Source organism: Amycolatopsis saalfeldensis (genome assembly GCF_900110575.1).
GTDB classification, from domain to species: Bacteria; Actinomycetota; Actinomycetes; order Mycobacteriales; family Pseudonocardiaceae; genus Amycolatopsis; species Amycolatopsis saalfeldensis.
The window spans coordinates 452,991-469,239 of the sequence record NZ_FOEF01000004.1; the positions used below are offsets into that span (position 1 = coordinate 452,991).

General features: G+C 71.6%; 12 protein-coding genes. 3 read left to right on the forward strand and 9 right to left on the reverse strand.

Going from position 1 to position 16,249, the window contains the following annotated elements:
* Positions 1 to 419: 419 nt before the first annotated feature.
* Positions 420 to 812, reverse strand: coding sequence for a MerR family transcriptional regulator (locus BMY97_RS12895; RefSeq protein WP_091616994.1), 393 nt, complete (start codon positions 810 to 812; stop codon positions 420 to 422).
* Positions 813 to 1,302: 490 nt separating this feature from the next.
* On the opposite strand from BMY97_RS12895, the gene BMY97_RS12900 reads away from it, so the two are divergent.
* Positions 1,303 to 2,472, forward strand: a complete 1,170-nt coding sequence (locus tag BMY97_RS12900) for an MFS transporter (RefSeq protein ID WP_245787289.1) — start codon at positions 1,303 to 1,305, stop codon at positions 2,470 to 2,472.
* Here the strand turns inward: BMY97_RS12900 and BMY97_RS12905 are convergent.
* Genes BMY97_RS12905 through BMY97_RS12920 form a run of 4 tightly spaced genes read right to left on the reverse strand, consistent with a single transcriptional unit; the run spans position 2,469 to position 7,464 of the window.
* A complete protein-coding gene (locus BMY97_RS12905) occupies positions 2,469 to 3,230 on the reverse strand; it encodes an ATP-binding cassette domain-containing protein (RefSeq protein ID WP_091616995.1) in 762 nt (253 codons plus the stop codon). The genes BMY97_RS12900 and BMY97_RS12905 overlap by 4 nt on opposite strands.
* 9 nt (positions 3,231 to 3,239) lie before the next feature.
* Positions 3,240 to 4,205 (reverse strand): ABC transporter permease, encoded by a 966-nt coding sequence (locus BMY97_RS12910; RefSeq protein WP_218156771.1) that lies wholly within the window; start codon positions 4,203 to 4,205, stop codon positions 3,240 to 3,242.
* Positions 4,202 to 5,230 (reverse strand): sugar ABC transporter substrate-binding protein, encoded by a 1,029-nt coding sequence (locus BMY97_RS12915; RefSeq protein ID WP_218156772.1) that lies wholly within the window; start codon positions 5,228 to 5,230, stop codon positions 4,202 to 4,204. The genes BMY97_RS12910 and BMY97_RS12915 overlap by 4 nt, the downstream gene beginning before the upstream one ends.
* A complete protein-coding gene (locus BMY97_RS12920) occupies positions 5,227 to 7,464 on the reverse strand; it encodes a formylglycine-generating enzyme family protein (protein WP_218156773.1) in 2,238 nt (745 codons plus the stop codon). The genes BMY97_RS12915 and BMY97_RS12920 overlap by 4 nt, the downstream gene beginning before the upstream one ends.
* 280 nt (positions 7,465 to 7,744) lie before the next feature.
* Between BMY97_RS12920 and BMY97_RS12925 the strand changes: the two genes are divergently transcribed.
* The gene (locus tag BMY97_RS12925) at positions 7,745 to 8,749 is read left to right on the forward strand and encodes a LacI family DNA-binding transcriptional regulator (protein ID WP_091616997.1); all 1,005 of its coding nucleotides are present in this window, start codon (positions 7,745 to 7,747) and stop codon (positions 8,747 to 8,749) included.
* Here BMY97_RS12925 and BMY97_RS12930 read toward each other — a convergent pair.
* The 4 genes from BMY97_RS12930 to BMY97_RS12945 all read right to left on the reverse strand — a co-directional run bounded on the left by BMY97_RS12930 (position 8,746) and on the right by BMY97_RS12945 (position 14,871).
* Positions 8,746 to 10,149 (reverse strand): S28 family serine protease, encoded by a 1,404-nt coding sequence (locus tag BMY97_RS12930; protein WP_091616998.1) that lies wholly within the window; start codon positions 10,147 to 10,149, stop codon positions 8,746 to 8,748. The two genes, BMY97_RS12925 and BMY97_RS12930, sit on opposite strands and share 4 nt — an antisense overlap.
* A 96-nt stretch (positions 10,150 to 10,245) precedes the next feature.
* Complete coding sequence (locus BMY97_RS12935) at positions 10,246 to 11,001, reverse strand: enoyl-CoA hydratase/isomerase family protein (protein WP_091616999.1); 756 nt, start codon at positions 10,999 to 11,001, stop codon at positions 10,246 to 10,248.
* Between the two features lie 64 nt (positions 11,002 to 11,065).
* Positions 11,066 to 12,004: an ABC transporter permease gene (locus tag BMY97_RS12940; protein WP_091617000.1), complete on the reverse strand. Its 939-nt coding sequence runs from the start codon at positions 12,002 to 12,004 to the stop codon at positions 11,066 to 11,068.
* On the reverse strand, positions 12,001 to 14,871 hold the full coding sequence (locus BMY97_RS12945) for an alpha/beta fold hydrolase (protein WP_091617001.1): 2,871 nt from the start codon (positions 14,869 to 14,871) through the stop codon (positions 12,001 to 12,003). The genes BMY97_RS12940 and BMY97_RS12945 overlap by 4 nt, the downstream gene beginning before the upstream one ends.
* A 377-nt stretch (positions 14,872 to 15,248) precedes the next feature.
* On the opposite strand from BMY97_RS12945, the gene BMY97_RS12950 reads away from it, so the two are divergent.
* Positions 15,249 to 16,214: a TerC family protein gene (locus tag BMY97_RS12950; RefSeq protein WP_091617002.1), complete on the forward strand. Its 966-nt coding sequence runs from the start codon at positions 15,249 to 15,251 to the stop codon at positions 16,212 to 16,214.
* The last annotated feature ends 35 nt before the right edge of the window (positions 16,215 to 16,249 follow it).

Below are 16,249 nucleotides of genomic sequence, written 5' to 3' on the forward strand. Positions count from 1 at the left end.
GCGCATGCCCTGCCGCGCGGACGCTTTGCCCAGCTGCCCAGCCGCTCGACCGCCAGCCCTGCCGCCGATGCTTTACTGGCCCGCCGTGCCGCCCTGCCGTGCCGCCCTGCCGTGCCGCCCTGCCTCCCGCCCTGCCGCCCTGCCGCCGGGCCGCCGGGCCGCCGTGCCGCCGGGCCGCCCTGCCGGCCGGGCCGCCGGGCCGCCGTGCCGCCGGGCCGCCCTGCCGGCCGGGCCGCCCTGCCGGCCGGCGTGCTGCCGTGCAGTCCTGCGGCCGCCGCCGCCGCCCGCCCGCCCGACCATCCGTCCGACCGCCCGGCCGCCCGGATGCCTCGGCGCGGATGGGCTTGCCGCGCGGATGCCTGCCCGGTCGGCTTCCCACACCGCCGTCGTTCTGCCGCCCGGGGTAGCGGAGCCAGGTCTCAGGCTGGTGCCTCGACGAGCACGTCCGGTGGGTTCCCGTCGCGGACTGCGTTCAGGTACTCGGCGATCGCGTCGCGGTTGTGGGTCAGGCAGGTGATGCGGGAGGTCATGCGGTCGAGTTCGTGTTCCAGGGTCGCGATCATCTCGGGGGTCGCGTCGGGGAAGTAGAGGGCGCGGGGTTTGCCGAGGCAGGGGAGGATCTGCTTGATGATCCGCGTCGGCAGGCCGGCGTCGAGCAGACCGCGGATCTGCAGCACCCGGTCGACGGTCGCCTCGTCGTATTCGCGGTAACCATTGGGGGAGCGGCTCGCCACGATCAGCCGTTGCTCCTCGTAGTAGCGCAGCAGCCGACGTGGTGTGTCCGTCCGCGCGGACAGCTCCCCGATACGCATGTGCCCCGCCTCACTCCTCGCTCGATTGACCTTCACATCCATGTGATGGTTCGAGCATACGACCATGCGAATCCGCCGGAAGCCGCACCGCAATGCGCGCCTCGAAGCCAGCCGCAAACCCAGCCGCGAGTCCAGGCCCAGCCGTGAGCCCCGGTCGGGCTCCGAGCCTGAGCCCAGCTTCGAGCCGAAGCCCAGGGCTGATCGCAGCTCCGAGTCCAAGCCCAGCCGTGAGGCCCGGTCGGGCTCCGAGCCTGAGCCGAGCCTCGAGCTGAAGCTCAGGGCCGGGTGCGGCCCCGAGTGCAGCCGCCAGTCCGGGCTCAGCCGTGAGGGCCGGTCGGGCTCCGAGCCTGAGCCGAGCCTCGAGCTGAAGCTCAGGACCGCGCCCAGCCCCGAGCCCAGCGTCCGGCTCAGGACCAGGCCCAGCACCGGGCCTACCCCCAAGCCCCCCACCAAGCTCCCCATCCGCGCTCTCCTACCCCTCGCCACCGCTGTGTTCCTCACCAGCCTCACCGAGACCCTGCCCGCCGGAGTCCTTCCCGGCCTCAGCGCGGGGCTGGGCGTCAGCGAGCCGGCGGCGGGGCAGGCCGTCACGGTTTACGCGCTCGGCACTGCCCTCACCGCCATTCCGCTGTCCGCCGTCACCTCGGGCTGGGGGCGCAAGCGGTTGCTCCTCAGCGCGATGGCGGGGTTCGCGGTGGCCAACACCGTCACCGCCGTCTCGGGGAGCTATCCGCTGACGATGGCGGCCCGCTTCGTGGCCGGGGTCGCGGCTGGGCTGGCGTGGGCGCTGCTGGCCGGGCACGCGCGTGGGCCCGCGCCGGAACCGTTGCGGGGCAAGGCAATCGCGCTCGTGATGACCGGTATCCCGGTCGCCTTGTCGTTCGGTGTGCCTGCTGGGACGTTCGCCGGTGGCGCGTTCGGCTGGCGGGCTCCGTTCTTCGCCATGACGGTGCTCGCGGCGGTCACGCTCGCCTGGATCGCCGCGCTCGTCCCGGAGCAGCCCGGGCGACGCCACGAGAAGACACCAGTGCTCAAGGCCCTCGCCGTCCCCGGGGTCGCTCCGGTGCTGGCCGTGACGCTCGTTTTCGTGCTGGCACACACGATCCTCTACACCTACGTGGCCACCTTCCTGGGCACGCTGGGCCTGGGCGGGCAGACGGACCTCGTGCTGCTCGTCTTCGGGCTCGCCTCGCTGGTGAGCATCGCGGTCGTGGGCGCGCACATCCACCGGTGGCTGCGTGTGCTCACCCTCACCGGTACCGTGCTGGTCGCGGTGGCGGCCGCGGTCCTCGCCCTCACCGGCGGCAGCCCGGCACTCGTCTACGTCGCCGCCGCGTTGTGGGGCCTCGGCTGGGGTGGTGTCCCGACGCTCCTGCAGACCGCGGCCGCCGACGCCGGCGGCGAGCAGGCCGACGCCGCCCAGGCCATGCTCGTGACCCTGTGGAACGCGGCGATGGCCGTCGGCGGCGTGGCCGGCGGGATCCTGCTCGACGCGTTCGGGGCGCGCGTTTTCCCGTGGAGTGTGCTGGTGCTGCTGGCCCCGGTACTCGCCGTGGTGGTTTCGGCCCGGGCCCACGGCTTCCCGCGAACCCGCCCGCGAACCCGCCAGCGAACCCGCCAGCGAACCCGTCGGCAAGCCCGGACCACGCTGCCGAGCTAGGCCGGGCTGTCTCCCTCGATCGCCCCGGTGATCAGCCCGACCAGTTCGTCACCGCTGGTGCCGGCGACGGTGCGGCGGGCCGCGGTCCGCCCGCGCCGCAACACATACGCGGTGTCCGCCACGCGCAGCACCTGCCCCATGTCGTGGCTGATCAGCAGCACGCTCACCGACGCGTCCCGCAGCCGGCCGATCAGCCGCTCCACCGCGGCGGTCTCGCGGACGCCGAGCGCGGCCGTCGGTTCGTCCATGATCACCAGGGTCTCGCCCCAGTTGGCCGCGCGGGCGATCGCGATGCTCTGCCGCTGCCCGCCGGACATCCGCCGGACCGTCGCGCGGACGTCCGGCACGTGCACGTCCAGCCCGGACAGGATGTCCCGGCTCCGGGCGATCATCGTTTTGCGGTCCAGCCTCCGCAGCGGGCCGAACCCGCGGGTCAGCTCGCGATTGAGGTAGAGGTTCTGCCACACCTGCAGATCCTCGATCAGCCCGAGTGACTGGTACACGGTCTCGATGCCGAGGTGCCGCGCTTCGTCCGGCGAACCGAGCCGGATCGGCTCGCCGCGGAACCGCATCTCGCCGGCGTCCGGTGGGTGCACCCCGGTCAGGCAACGCACCACAGTGGACTTTCCCGCCCCGTTGTCGCCCAGCAGCGCGGTGACCTCGCCGGCCGCCAGTCTCAGATCCACGCCCTGCAGCGCCCGTACCGCGTCGAAAGACTTGCGCAGCCCGGTGATCTCCACCAACGCCCTGTCCGCCATGAACGTCCTCTACTTCTGGAACCGGGAGATGAAGGCCGCGCCGAGCACCACGGCCCCGACCGCGACGGGTTGGTAGTACTGCGAAATGCCGAGCAGGGTGAACCCGTTGATCAAGCTCTGCAGCAGCACCGCGCCGGCCACCGAGCCGACCACCGACGCCTTGCCGCCGAACAGGCTCGAACCGCCGAGGACCACCGCGGCGATGGAGCTGAGCAGCAGATCGGTCTGCAGGCTGGGGTCGGCGCCGCCGGTGCGAGCCACGAACAGCACGGCGGCGACCCCGCAGGCGAGCCCGGAACCGGCGTACGCGATCAGCCGGACGCGCGTCACGTGGATGCCCGCTTCCCGCGCGGCTTCGAGATTGCCGCCGGTGGCCAGCAGGTAGGTCCCGGTCCGGGTGCGGAACAGCAGGTATCCCACCAGCGCGGCGATCACGAAGGCCACCACCCAGAACCAGCGCACCGGGCCCACGCCGGCCAGCGCCAGGTCCCGCAGGAACGGCGAGTTCACCGGGACGGTGTTGCCGCCGGTCAGCAATAGCGTGATGCCGCTGACCACGGACAGCGAGCCGAGGGTGACGATGAAGTCGGTCATCTTGAGCCGGGCCACCAGCAGCCCGTTCACCACGCCCACCGCGAGCCCGGCCAGTATCGCGAGCACGATGGCCGGGACCAGCCCCCAGCCCTGGTGGTAGGCGTACCCGAGCACGGCCGCCGCCCAGGGCAGGTTCGATCCCACGGAAAGGTCGATCCCGGCCACCGTGACCACCAGCTGCTGGCCCATCGCCAGGACCAGCAGGATCGCCGCGGACACCAGCAGGTCGCTGATGTTGCCCGCGGTGAGGAAATCGGGGGTGGCGATGAAAAACGCGAGGAACACCACGACCAGCCCGATCGGGGCGGCGAACCGCGCCGCCGCCCCGGCCGTCAAGCGCCGGCCGGGCCGCTCCACCTCCTGGGTGCCGGCCGTGCTCACTTTCCGTCCAGCGGGTTGGCGAACGGCACGAACGGCTGCGGAAACGCGCTGATCGCCTTGTCCGCGTTGGCCGGCTCGATCAGCTGGATCGGCGCGACGATCCGGGCCGGCACGCTCTGCTTCGCGGCCAGCCGGGTGCAAGCCTGTACAGCCAGCTGGCCCTCGGCGTAGGGATACTGCGAGATGGTGCCGCTGAGCGTGCCCGCCTTCACCGCCTGCAACGCGGCGGTGATGCCGTCCACCGAGATGATCGAGACCTTTCCGGTCAGGCCGGCGTTGCGCACGGCTTCCGCCGCGCCGAGGCCCATCGTGTCGTTCGCGGCGAAGATGCCGGTGATCTCCGGGTGCGCGCGCAGGATGGCCTCGGTGACGGTCTGGGCCTTGGCCTGGTCGTAGTCGGCGGGCTGGGTGGCCACGACCGTCAGCTTGCCCGCCACTTCCTGGGTGAAGCCCTGCTGCCGGTTGATCCCGTTCTGCTCGCCGGCGATGCCCTGCAGGATCGCCACGTCGCCGTGCCCGCCGGTGCGCTGCAGCAGCGCCTGCCCGGCCTGCTTGCCCGCGGACAGGTTGTCCGAGCCGATGAACGACGCGTAGGACACCCCGGCCTGCTGCGAGGCGGCCGGATCGATCTGGGTGTCCAGGTTCAGGATCGGGATCTTCTTCTGGGCCACCGGGACCAGCGGGGTGATCACGTTGGTCGCGTTCACCGGCACCACGCCGAAACAGCCGTAGTTCTGCCCGGCCAATGTGGACAGTTTGGCGTTCTCCCCGGTGGAGTCCGTTTCGGACTGTCCGGCTTGGACGTTCACCTCGACGCCCAGCTTCTTGCCCTCGGCCACCGCACCGTCGCGCAGCGCCGCCCAGTAGGGGTTGGTGAAATCCCGGGTGACGATGGCGATCCGGAGGCCGCCGTTCGCGCTCTGCCCGCCCCGGCCGCAGGCGGCCGAGCCCAACAGGGTGAGCACGACGGCCGCGACGGTCAGGAGGCGCATCGGGTGCTGGTGCATGCTGGTGCCTTTCGTCATTCCGGCCCGTCGGCGACGGTGCGGAAGCCGATGGTGGCCGACCGGTCGAGGCTCGGCGCCATCAGCAGGTACTTGTTGTGCCGGTCGAGCCGGTAGGCGTCCTGATCGGACGGGAAGTACCAGCTCGCGCCCTGCGGCCGGTAGTAGGAGCCGCCGCGGACCACGGCGGCGGCGGTGTGCCGGTCGGTGAACTCGTTCGTCCACTGCCAGACGTTGCCGACCAGGTCGAGCACGCCGAACGGGCTCGCCCCGGCCGGATGCGCGGTCACGTCCGCGGGCCCTGGAATACCGTCTCGCGTGGACGTGGTGGCCGGCACCCGGCTCGCGTCGAAAGTGCTGCCCCACGGGTAGATCCGGCCGTCGAGGCCCTGTGCGGCGTACTGCCATTCCCATTCGTTGGGCAGCCGCTTGCCCGCCCAGTCCGCGTACGCTCGGGCATCCTCGATCGACACCCAGGTGACCGGTTTGGCCGCCCAGCCGGACCGGTACCGGGGCTGCCGCGCGGCCGGCCAGTCCCAGTCCTTGAGGAAGTTGTGGTCGTCCCGCGGGTGGTAACCGGTGGCGGCCAGGAACTGCCGGTACTGCTCGTTGGTCACCTCGGTCCGGTCGATGTGGAAGGCGCGGATCGAGAGCACGTGGCTGTGGTTCCGGGCCGGCCGGCTCTCCCACGGGTATTGCACGTCGACCCCGAAGCCGTCCGGGCCTTCGATTTCGGTGCCGCTGACCGTGAACGGGAAATCCGCGGCCGGAATGGCCACCATGCCCGGCGGGGTGCCGCCGCGGGGCACGGCCGGGCGGATCGGCGTCATCTTCTGCGGCACCGTGATGTTCGCGGTGGAGAAGCTGCTCAACGGTTTCGCGGTCATCCGGCGCATCTCTCGCAGGAATCCGCCGAAACCCTGCGGCAACGCGGAATCGGGGCCGGCCAGGACCGCGCCGAAGCCCTCGGCCTCGATGGTGAACGAAAGGGTCGCGGTGCCGCCGGCGACCCTCGGGCGCAGTTCGACGCCGTGGTAGACGTCGTAGTAGCGCAGCCCGGCCTGGTGCGGTACCGCGAGCTGATTCCCTTCGGCAGCCTGGCCGCTCCGGTTGACCAGTGTCCACAGTGTACGTTCGCCACCCGGCCACTTGCTGGCGAAGACCGCGGAGTTCTGCATCGTCGGGGTGTGCGGTTCCCATTCCTGGCTGACCAGCAGGTCCGCGAATTCGCGTTCGATCGCCGAGACCCGGCGGGTGGCTTCGCAGTCCCGGTCGGTCATCTGGTTCCAGATGCCCCAGATGCTCTCCCAGGATTCCAGCCCGGTGCCGTTGAAGAAGGCCGCCTGCAGCATGTCGATCTTGCTGGTGGACCAGCGGTTGTTGACGTGCACGGTGTGCCGCGGCTCGAGCCATTTGGTCAGGCTGACCTCCGGCGTGTACGGGAAGCCGATGTCCTGGTGGGTCTCCGGGTCGAGGTTCCAATAGCCCCAGCTCTGCGTGTTCCACTGCAGGGCGGCGTCGTCGCCCGCGCCCAGCTCCGGTTCGAGCACAAGCGGATTGCCCTGGTCGAGCGAGGCGGTGAAGTAGTCCTCGGTGACCTCGCGCATGGTGTCGCCGTTGAGGCCGTCCGCGCCGATCTCGGCCATGGTCGCGGGCAGCACGGCCGCCCAGGGCAGGCCGGGGTCGCGGGTGCCGACGTCCCAGGGATGGATGGGGAACAGGACCTTGACGCCGGCCCGGTGGAAGTCGGCCACCATCTCCCGCAGCGCGCCGATACCGCCGGGCAGGTCCCGGAACATCCGGTCGGTGTTGCGGTCGTCCACGCCGATGTTCGGGTAGGTGGGCCAGACCAGGACCGAATCGATGCCGCCGTAGCGCTGCCGCAGGCCGGCCAGGTACTTGTCCACGGTGTACCGGCCGGTGGCCCGGTCGTAGAAGTCGAGGTCGTGCACCATCATCTGCGGCTGGACGGGATTGCGCTGCGCCCAGGCGAGTTCCGGGCGGCGGTAGTTGCGGTCGTCGTAGCCGAGCTGGGCCCGGCGGCCGGTGCGCCACTGCCGCATCGCGGCCAGCCACGCGGTGGCGTCGGACGGCTTGCCGGGGCCGGCGATCCGGATCCACCGGAACTGCAGCGGGTACCCGGCCGCGGCCGCCGGACCACCGGTGAACAGCGGCGTCACGACGGCACCGGCCGCGGCGAGCGCCGCAGTCCGGAGGGCGGACCTGCGGGACAGTGCGAAAGCGTGGTCGTGCATGAGCGTTCCCTTCGCCGTTGAGGGGCCGTGTGAATCCGCTCGTTGCCTGCCCGGCTCGTCTGCAGCCGTGGCCTGCCGGCGGGTTGCCCGCGGCGGCCGGCCCGGTCGAAGAGCTCCGGTACGTAATCGATTGCGTAACCTGGCTGGGAAACATTGAAGACCCGCGGTTTCCGGTCTGTCAAGGGCCAAGCGGGCGGACCCGGCGACACGCGGCGGGTCGGCTTGACGTCCGGGACGTAATCGATTACAAAGCTCAAGCGCCGGAGCGAGGAGGTGTCCGATGGCGGTGACCGTCGCCGACGTCGCTTCGCGCGCCGGCGTGTCGACGGCGTCGGTCTCCCGGGCGCTGTCCGGTGCCGACGGGGTCAGCGACGCGGTGCGGGAACGGGTCATCGCCGTCGCCGAGGCGCTGGGCTACCGGCCGAACACGGTCGCTCGATCCCTGCGGACCACCCGGACGCAGACTATCGGACTGATCCTCCCTGACGTGGTCAACTCGTTCTTCGGGGAGCTCGCCTGGGCCATCGAGGAGGCCGCGCACCAGTACGGCTACAGCGTGATCCTGTGCAACGCCAACGAGGAGGCCGAACGCCAGGACGCCTACCTCGAGCTGATGCTGGCCCGGCGAGTGGACGGCCTGCTGCTGACCCCGGTGCTCGGCGAGTCCTCCGCCCTGCAGGCCGCGGCGCGTCAGGGGGTGCCGATGGTGCTGGTGGACCGCGCGGTGCCGAAGATGACGGTGCCGGTGGTCCGGGCGGACGGCCGCCGGGCGATTTCCCGGCTGGTGGACCATCTGGTGGACCTGGGGCACGAGCGGATCGCGGTGATCACCGGCCCGCGGGGCACGCTCACCGGCCGGGAGCGGCTCGCCGCCTTCCGCACCGCGATGCGGGCGCGATCCCTCGACCTGCCCCGTGAGCTGGTGCGGTTCGGCAACTTCCAGGCCGACAGCGGCCGGCGCGCCGCCACCGGGCTGCTCGACCTCGACGAGCCGCCCACCGCGGTGTTCGCCATCGACAACCTGATGGCACTGGGCGCCCTGCAGGAAATGCGCCGGCGCGGGCTGCGGATCGGCTCCGACATCGCGGTCAGCGGATTCGACGACCCGCCGTGGTTCCAGCTGCTGGACCCGCCGCTGACCACGGTGTCGCAGCCGGTCGGCCGGATGGGCGCGCTGGCGCTGGAGATGCTGATGGAGGCGATCGGCGGCGGCCGGCCCGAGTCCCACCTGCTGGACTGCGAGCTGGTCGTCCGGGCCTCGTGCGGGGAGCCGGCCGAGCCCTAGAGCCGCGGCCGCTCGGCCGTGAGCGGATCGGCATCAAAGCCCGGGAAGCCGGGGAAGCCGGCGAAGGCTCGCGCGGTCGGCGGCGGCTGGGCGGGCAGCCCGGCCCAGCGGCGGATCGTCGCCGTCGCCTCGGCGGCCTGCGTGGCGGGCAGCTGCGCGATGTTCGACCCGTGGTTGCCGCCCGGCACGAAGTAGCGGTAGGAGTCCTTGCTGCCGAAGCCGAGTTCGAACGGTTCCGCGCCCCAAGGGTCGTTCGAGCCGTAGACGAACAGCAGCTGCTTTCCCTGCGTCTTCACCCAGAAGTCGACGTCCGGCATCGCGAGGTAGTCGAAGCGCGGCAGCTTCACCGAAGCCGGCACGAACGTCGCGGGCGCGTCGGCGCCGGGGTAGCGCAGCAGGTCCCGCAGGTAGCTGTCGTACGCCTCGGGCGAGCCGAGTTGCACCGCCGCCTGGTAGTAGTACGGGATGTAGGGCTCCAGCTGCTGGTCGGAGTAGGTGTTGAGGCTCTCGACCTGCTCGAACCAGGACCAGACGGCGGCCGCGGGCGCGCCCGGCTTCGGCACCGAAGCGCACGCCGACGCCGGCTGGTACTGCCAGAACGCGAAGTACGAGTCGATCACCGAGATCTCGAGCGACTTGTCCACCGAGCCGACGATCGAGAACGTGTAACCGTTCTTCGCCGCGTCGGCCTTCGCCAGCTCGCCGAGTTCGTCGCGCCGTTTCAGCGCGTCACGCTGGATCGCCTTGAGCGACGCGCGGCAGGCGGGATCGCCGACGTGCGCGAGGAAGTCGTTGTAACGGTCGAGCGGGTCGATCACGTCGTTCGGCGCGACGTAGGGGATGGTGCCGTCGACGTCGCCGGGGAAGAACCGGCGGAAGTAGGTGGCCGTCATGCCGCCCTTGCTGCCGCCGGTGGCGAGCCATTTGCCCGGGTAGATCCGCTTGAACGCCTGCACGGCGGCGTGCTCGTCGGCCGCGGCCTGCCAGATGGTGAGCTGCCGCGACCAGTCCGCGGGCTCCGGCCGTGACGGGGTGAAGTAGCGGTATTCCATGGAGAGCTGGTTGCCGTCGACGATCTTCGTCGGCTCCGAGCGGTTGGGCGCGGTGGAGACGTTGTAACCGCTGGTGAAGGCGACCGTCGGGGCGCTGAAGTCGCGGTGCAGCAGGGTGAACCGCTGCTCGAACGACGGCCCGTGCGGGTTCCGGTGGTCCGCCGGCTGGGTGAGGGTCAGCTCGAAGAAGCGGAACCCGGCCGGCGCCGGGTCCTCGGACACGACCGTCAGCCCGGGCACCTTGGCGAGCTCGGCCTTGATGTCGCGGTCACCAGCGGCGCCCGCGACTCCCACCAGGGCCGCGGCCGAAATCAGAACCGTCGACAAGACGGTGAGCAGCCTGCGCACAGTGTCCTCCGAACGCCCGGACCATCCCCAGCCGTCGGATCCTCACAGACCGCCCGGAGCGGGGCAAGCCACCAAGGTCGGTTCTTTCCCGGCGCGTCAGGACCGCAGCACTCGGTCCACATAGGACTTCACGGCGGCCAGCGCGGCCTCGGAGCACCACATCCGCTCGACGCCGTCGTCGTCGGACACCCGGTTCTCCGCGATCCGCTGGTGGTAGGGCCGGTGCAGCTGCGCCTTGGTGAGCGCGAACGGCTCGGCGGGCAGCTCGCCCAGCCGCGTGGCCAGCTCGCGGGCGCGGCCGAGCACCTCTTCGGCCGGTGCGATCTCGTCGACCAGGCCGCGGGCCAGCGCGTCCTCGCCCGGCACGGTCGCCCCGCTGTAGATCAGGCCGGGCAGCGGGTTCGTGCCGTACGCGCAGCGCAGGATCTCCAGCGCCGCGATCGGGAACGGCACGCCGACGAGCAGTTCCGTGACGCCGAGCCGGGCCGGCCCGGCGGCGAGCACCCGGTGGTCGCACGCGGCGGCCAGCACCAGCCCGCCCGCGATCGCGTGCCCGTTGACGGCGGCCACCACCGGCCGCGGGAAGCCGAAGACCGCCAGCAGCGCGTCGGACAGCGCGGGCAGGAACTCGCTGACGTAGCCGGCGCCGCCCTCGTCGATGCTGAGCAGGTCGACGCCCGCGGAGAACATCGAGCCGGTCCCGGTGAGCACGACGGCCTTGGCGCCGGCGGCTTCGGCCTCCCCGAGCTGGAGGACCAGTTCCCGGCAGGTGGCCGTGTCGAGGGTGTTGCCGCGGCCGTGATCGAGGGTCACGAGGGCGACGCCGGCGTCGAGTTCGAGATGGATCGTCACGCCGGTGACCGTACCGTCCTCCGGCCGCCCGCGTCGGGCGACGGGCAGCCGGAGGGCGGGCGGGTCAGCTCGTGATGTCCTTGCGCGCGAACCGGCGGCCGGCCAGCAGCAGGAACACCGTGCTGTAGATCAGCGACGACAGCACCCCGCTGGCCATGTTCGACCAGTCGATGTCGGTCGAGATCAGGTCGATCCAGGCGAACGAGTAGTGCGTGGGCAGGTAGTTGCGCAGCCCTTCCAGCGCGGTGATCTGGTCCAGGATCTGCGACAGGATCGCCACCAGCACGGCGCCGCCGACCGCGCCGAGCGGCGCCTCGACCGACACGCTCAGCAGCAGCGCCAGCCCGGCCACCCAGGCCAGCTGCACCACGATGTACACAGTGGACAGCAGGAGCGCGACCATGCTCTGGCCGAAGGTCACCGAGTCGCCGGTGGGGCTGATCGCGTCGCCCGTGCCGTACCAGATCACGCCGACCAGCAGCGAGACCAGCGGCAGCAGCACCAGCGCCGCGGCGGACAGCAGGCCCGACACGATCGCCTTCTGCCGCAGCACCCGGTGCCGCGGCACCGGGATGGCGAGCAGGTACTTCAGGCTCGACCACGAGGATTCGCTGGCCACCGTGTCGCCGAAGAACAGCGCCACGATCATCGGCAGCAGGAACGTCCCGGACACGAACAGCGCGAGCACCACGAAGTTCGGCGCGCTCGCCGTCGCGAGGTCCACGAACCCGCCCGAGCGGGCGTTCGGGTTCGACTGCCCGATCTCGAACGCCACCACGAGGATGAACGGCAGGAGCACGACGAACCCGAGCACCAGCTGGGTCCGGCGCCGCTTGAGCTGGCGCTTGAGCTCGACGCCGAGCCGCAGCGTGCGGTCGGCGCGGTAGCCGGCCACGGCGCCGTCCGGGCCGACCTCCGCCCGTTCGTGCGACGCGAGGTCGCTCAGCTCCTGCAACGCGGCCGGGTCGGTGTGCACCCCGCCGGAGCTGTTGGTGTCGTTCATGAGTTCTCTCCGACCAGCTGCAGGAACGTGTCTTCCAGCCGGCGCCGCGGCCCGGCCTGCTCCACCGCGACTCCCGCGCGGACCAGTGCCGCGACGGCCTCGGCGCGCGGCAGCCCGTCGAGGTTCGCGTGCACCAGCTCGCCTTCGACCGCGACGTCGGTGACGCCGTCGAACGCCTTCAGCGCCGCGGCGGCCGCGGCCGGGTCGCCGACCCGGAACGTCGCCTCGCCGCTGGCCGCCGCCAGCTCGCCGACCTCGCCCGAGGCCACCAGCGTGCCGCGGTGCATGACAACGACGTGCGAACAGGTCTGCTCGACCTCGGCCAGCAGGTGGCTCGAGACGACCACGGTGCGCCCCGTGGCGGCGTAGCGCTGCAGGACCTCGCGCATCTGGTGGATCTGGGGCGGGTCGAGCCCGTTGGTCGGCTCGTCGAGCACCATCAGCTCCGGCAGGCCGAGCATCGCCTGGGCGATCGCGAGCCGCTGCCGCATGCCCTGGCTGTAGTTCTTCACCCGCCGGTCCACGGCGTCGCCGAGCCCGGCGATCTCCAGTGCCTCGGCGAAGTGCGCCTTCTCCGCGGGCCGTCCGGTGGCCGCCCAGTACAGCTCCAGGTTCGTCCGGCCGGACAGGTGCGGCAGGAAGCCGGAACCCTCCACAAAGGACCCGATCCGCGACAGCACCGGCGCGCCCGGCGTGATCCGGTGGCCGAAGACGCGGATCTCGCCCTCGGTCGGGGTGATCAGGCCCATCAGCATGCGCAGGGTGGTCGTCTTGCCCGCGCCGTTGGGCCCGAGCAGGCCGAGCACCTGGCCCGGCTCGACGCGGAAGGACAGGTCCTTCACCGCGACGAACCCGCCCGCGTACTGCTTGCGCAGCCCGCTGATCACCAGCGGGGTGTGCGCCAGTTCGGGGTCGACGTCGTGCGAACGCCGGCGGCGCAGCGCCGCGAACGCCAGCGCCGCGACGGCGACCAGCAGGGTCGCGCCGATGCCGATCAGCTGCCCGGCCGGCGCCGGCGTGCCCACGGAGACCCCGGGCACGACCGGCACGGCCAGCGCCGAGCCGGGTGCGAGCCCGATCCGGAACACCCCGGGCTGGCCCGGCACGGAGTACGACTGGTCGGTGGTGCCGACCACGAGCCGCAGCGAGTGGCCCGCCTCGATCGGCCGCACGATGCCGGGCAGGGTGACCGTCACGTCGACCGGGGTGCCGTCCGCGGGCAGCCCGCCGACCCGGAACGGGGCCACGGCGTTGGCCGGCAGCACCCGGGCGCCGTCCGTGCCCACGTCGTAGAGCTTCGCGAACAGCACCGCCTCGGGCAGCGGGTGCGCGGGGTCGGCCGCCACCCGCAAGTGCACTGTGGACGATCCGGCGACGAGCAGCTGGCTGCCGAACGGCGCGGTACTGAACTGGGCCGCCTGGCCCGCCGGGTCCGTGCTGAACAGCGGCGCCAGCCGGGACGAGCTCCCCGCGAGCCCGTTCAGCCCGGGGATGCCGCTGACCGCGGCCGGATTCGCGCCCGCGGGACGCACTGCCGATTGCACCGGGCCGGTGAGCGCGACCTGCCGCCGCTCCGTCCCCTGCCCGGTGAGGCCGGGGTAGGCGTCGGCGTTGACCGTGCGCACCGACGGTGTGCCGTTGGCCCGCAACGTGCCCTGCACGTCGTAGCTGAAGCCGGTGCCGGGGTCGCTGCCCTCTCCGGTGAGCGAGTGCCAGAGGAAGTCGCCGATCTTGGTGCGCAGCTGCGGGCCGGGGGTGCCGCCGTCGTGGCCGCCGGTGTACCAGATGGTCTTCACCTTGCCGCCGGCCGCGCTGATCTGGCGCGCGGTGGCGTCGGACTGGTCGAGCCCGAACAACGTGTCGCTCTCACCCTGCACCAGCAGGGTCGGCGCGGTGATCTTGCTCGTCACCGAAGCGGGGGAGACCCGGCGCAGCAGCGCGACGGTCTGCGGGCCGGCCTTCCCGGTCGTCGCCAGCTCGGTGTAGGCCTGGCAGACCTCGGCGGTGAACCGGCCGCACGGGTCGGCCGCGGGCAGCTGCGACGCCTGGCCGCCCGCGGTGGGGGCCGCCGCCTGTGGCGCGGTGCCCGACCCGCCGGCCGTGGTGCCGGAGTCGTTCGTCTCCTGCCCGGCTTCGGGGGCTTCGGCGGACGGGGACCCGCCCGACGGCGCGCCGGAGCCGGCGGAGAAGAAGATGCCGGCCCAGGTCTTCTTGAACACCCCGCCGGGGGCGAACTCGCCGGCCGCCGGGGTGCCCGCCGCGGGCGCCTGCGCCGCGGCCGCGTTCGGCACCAGACCCTGGGCCAGGTCGTTGTAGGTGATCACGGGCGCGACGGCGTCGATCCGCTTGTCCGTGCCCGCGAGCAGCAGGGACAGCGCGCCGCCGTAGGAGGCGCCGGTGACCGCGACCTTCGGGTCGCCCTTGCCGTCGGTGAGCACGTCCTTGCTCGCGGCCAGGTGATCCACGAGCCGGCTGGCGTCGGCGACCTCGGCGTTCGGATCGTTCAGGCCGATCTTGCCGGTGCTGCGGCCGAAGCCGCGCGCCGACCAGGTCAGCACGACGAAGCCGCGGCCGGCCAGCTCCCGCGCCTGCGGGTCGACGCTGGACTTGTCCCCGCCGAAGCCGTGGGCCAGCAGGACGGCGGGCGCGGGGGTCTTCTCGGGCAGGTAGGTGGTCGTGTCGATGCGGACCTTGTCCGCCGAGCCCGGCGCGGCCGGGAGCTCGAGGACGGCGTCCTGGGTTCGGACGGCGGACGGCGGCGAGCCGCTGGTCGTCCAGACGACCACGGCCGCGGCGACGACCACCACGACCGCGGCCAGCGCGGTGAAACGGGCGCCGCGCGTGCGAGGGAGCGGGATTCGGGGCACGCGCCGACGTTATTGGAGTTTTGCTGAGAGCGTCGCGGCGGGCTCACACGAATCCGACATCCCGGCCACGCCCGTCACCCGTCCGGGAGCCCATCCCGGCCCCGCGCGCTGTACGCCCGGGAAGCTGCCCTGGTCGCGCGCGCCGTCCACCCGGGACGGCGGTGACCGGGCTAACACCGCCGGACCGGTGACGCGGGCAACCTCCGCTGGCGTTTGCGGGCCGTAACCGGCACACTGAACTCGCTGTGAGGGGAGTATTCCTTCGCGGCGGTGTCGTCAGCACGGTGGCTCAGGCCCCCGGCACCGTCGGTCGCTGGTGAAAGCGGCGGAAGAGACCTCCGGTTAGTTGCTGCTGTGCACTATCCGGAGGTTGTTTCATGACTGTCCCCCTGTGGCTGTGGATCGCAACGGTCGGTGGCATTCTGGCCCTGATCGCGATCGACCTGTTCATCGTCGACCACAATCCACACGAGGTGACCACCGGTGAGGCCGCCCGCTGGGTGATCTTCTACGTCGCCTGCGCGGTCCTGTTCGGCATCGGCGTCTGGGTGTTCGCCGGGCACAACTCCGGCGTCGAGTTCTTCACCGGGTACATCACCGAATACTCGCTCAGCGTCGACAACCTGTTCATCTTCATGATCATCATGGCCTCCTTCAAGGTGCCGGCGATCCACCAGCACCGGGTGCTGCTCGTCGGGATCCTGCTCGCGCTGGCCATGCGGAGCGTGTTCATCGCCGTCGGCGCCGCGCTGATCGCGCAGTTCGTGTGGGTCTTCTTCCTCTTCGGCGGGGTGCTCATCTGGACCGCGGTCAGCATGCTGCGCAAGAAGGACGAGGAAGAGGAGTACCAGGAGAACGCCGTCACCCGGCTGGTGCGGAAGTTCTTCCCGGTGACCGACGACTTCCACGGGCACAAGTACACGGTCAAGGTCGGCGGCAAGCGGATGATCACGCCGATGCTCGTGGTGATCGTCGCGATCGGCTCGGCCGACCTGCTGTTCGCGGTGGACTCGATCCCGGCCATCTTCGGCATCACCCAGGAGGCCTTCCTGGTGTTCACGGCCAACGCGTTCGCGCTGATGGGCTTGCGCCAGCTGTACTTCCTGCTCGGCGGGCTGGTCGAGAAGCTGGTGTACCTGACCTACGGCCTGGCCGTGATCCTCGCCTTCATCGGCGCGAAGCTGTTCGTGCACGCGCTGCACGAGTACCAGGTGGCGCCGGACTGGCTGGACATCAACAACTGGATCTCCCTCGGCGTGATCGTGGTCGTGCTGACCGTGACCACGGTGGCGAGCCTGGCGAAGGCCAAGCGTGACGAACGCGCCGGGCTGCCCGCGAAATAGGTCGTTCGCGTTGCTAATGATCCGGTACGGTCGTC

Bases quoted from the DNA above. Each gene is read 5' to 3' on its own strand.
- BMY97_RS12895 (WP_091616994.1), bottom strand. From the start codon at position 812: ATGCGTATCGGGGAGCTGTCCGCGCGGACGGACACACCACGTCGGCTG.
- BMY97_RS12905 (WP_091616995.1), bottom strand. From the start codon at position 3,230: ATGGCGGACAGGGCGTTGGTGGAGATCACCGGGCTGCGCAAGTCTTTC.
- BMY97_RS12915 (WP_218156772.1), bottom strand. From the start codon at position 5,230: ATGACGAAAGGCACCAGCATGCACCAGCACCCGATGCGCCTCCTGACC.
- BMY97_RS12920 (WP_218156773.1), bottom strand. From the start codon at position 7,464: ATGCACGACCACGCTTTCGCACTGTCCCGCAGGTCCGCCCTCCGGACT.
- BMY97_RS12925 (WP_091616997.1), top strand. From the start codon at position 7,745: ATGGCGGTGACCGTCGCCGACGTCGCTTCGCGCGCCGGCGTGTCGACG.
- BMY97_RS12940 (WP_091617000.1), bottom strand. From the start codon at position 12,004: ATGAACGACACCAACAGCTCCGGCGGGGTGCACACCGACCCGGCCGCG.
- BMY97_RS12950 (WP_091617002.1), top strand. From the start codon at position 15,249: ATGACTGTCCCCCTGTGGCTGTGGATCGCAACGGTCGGTGGCATTCTG.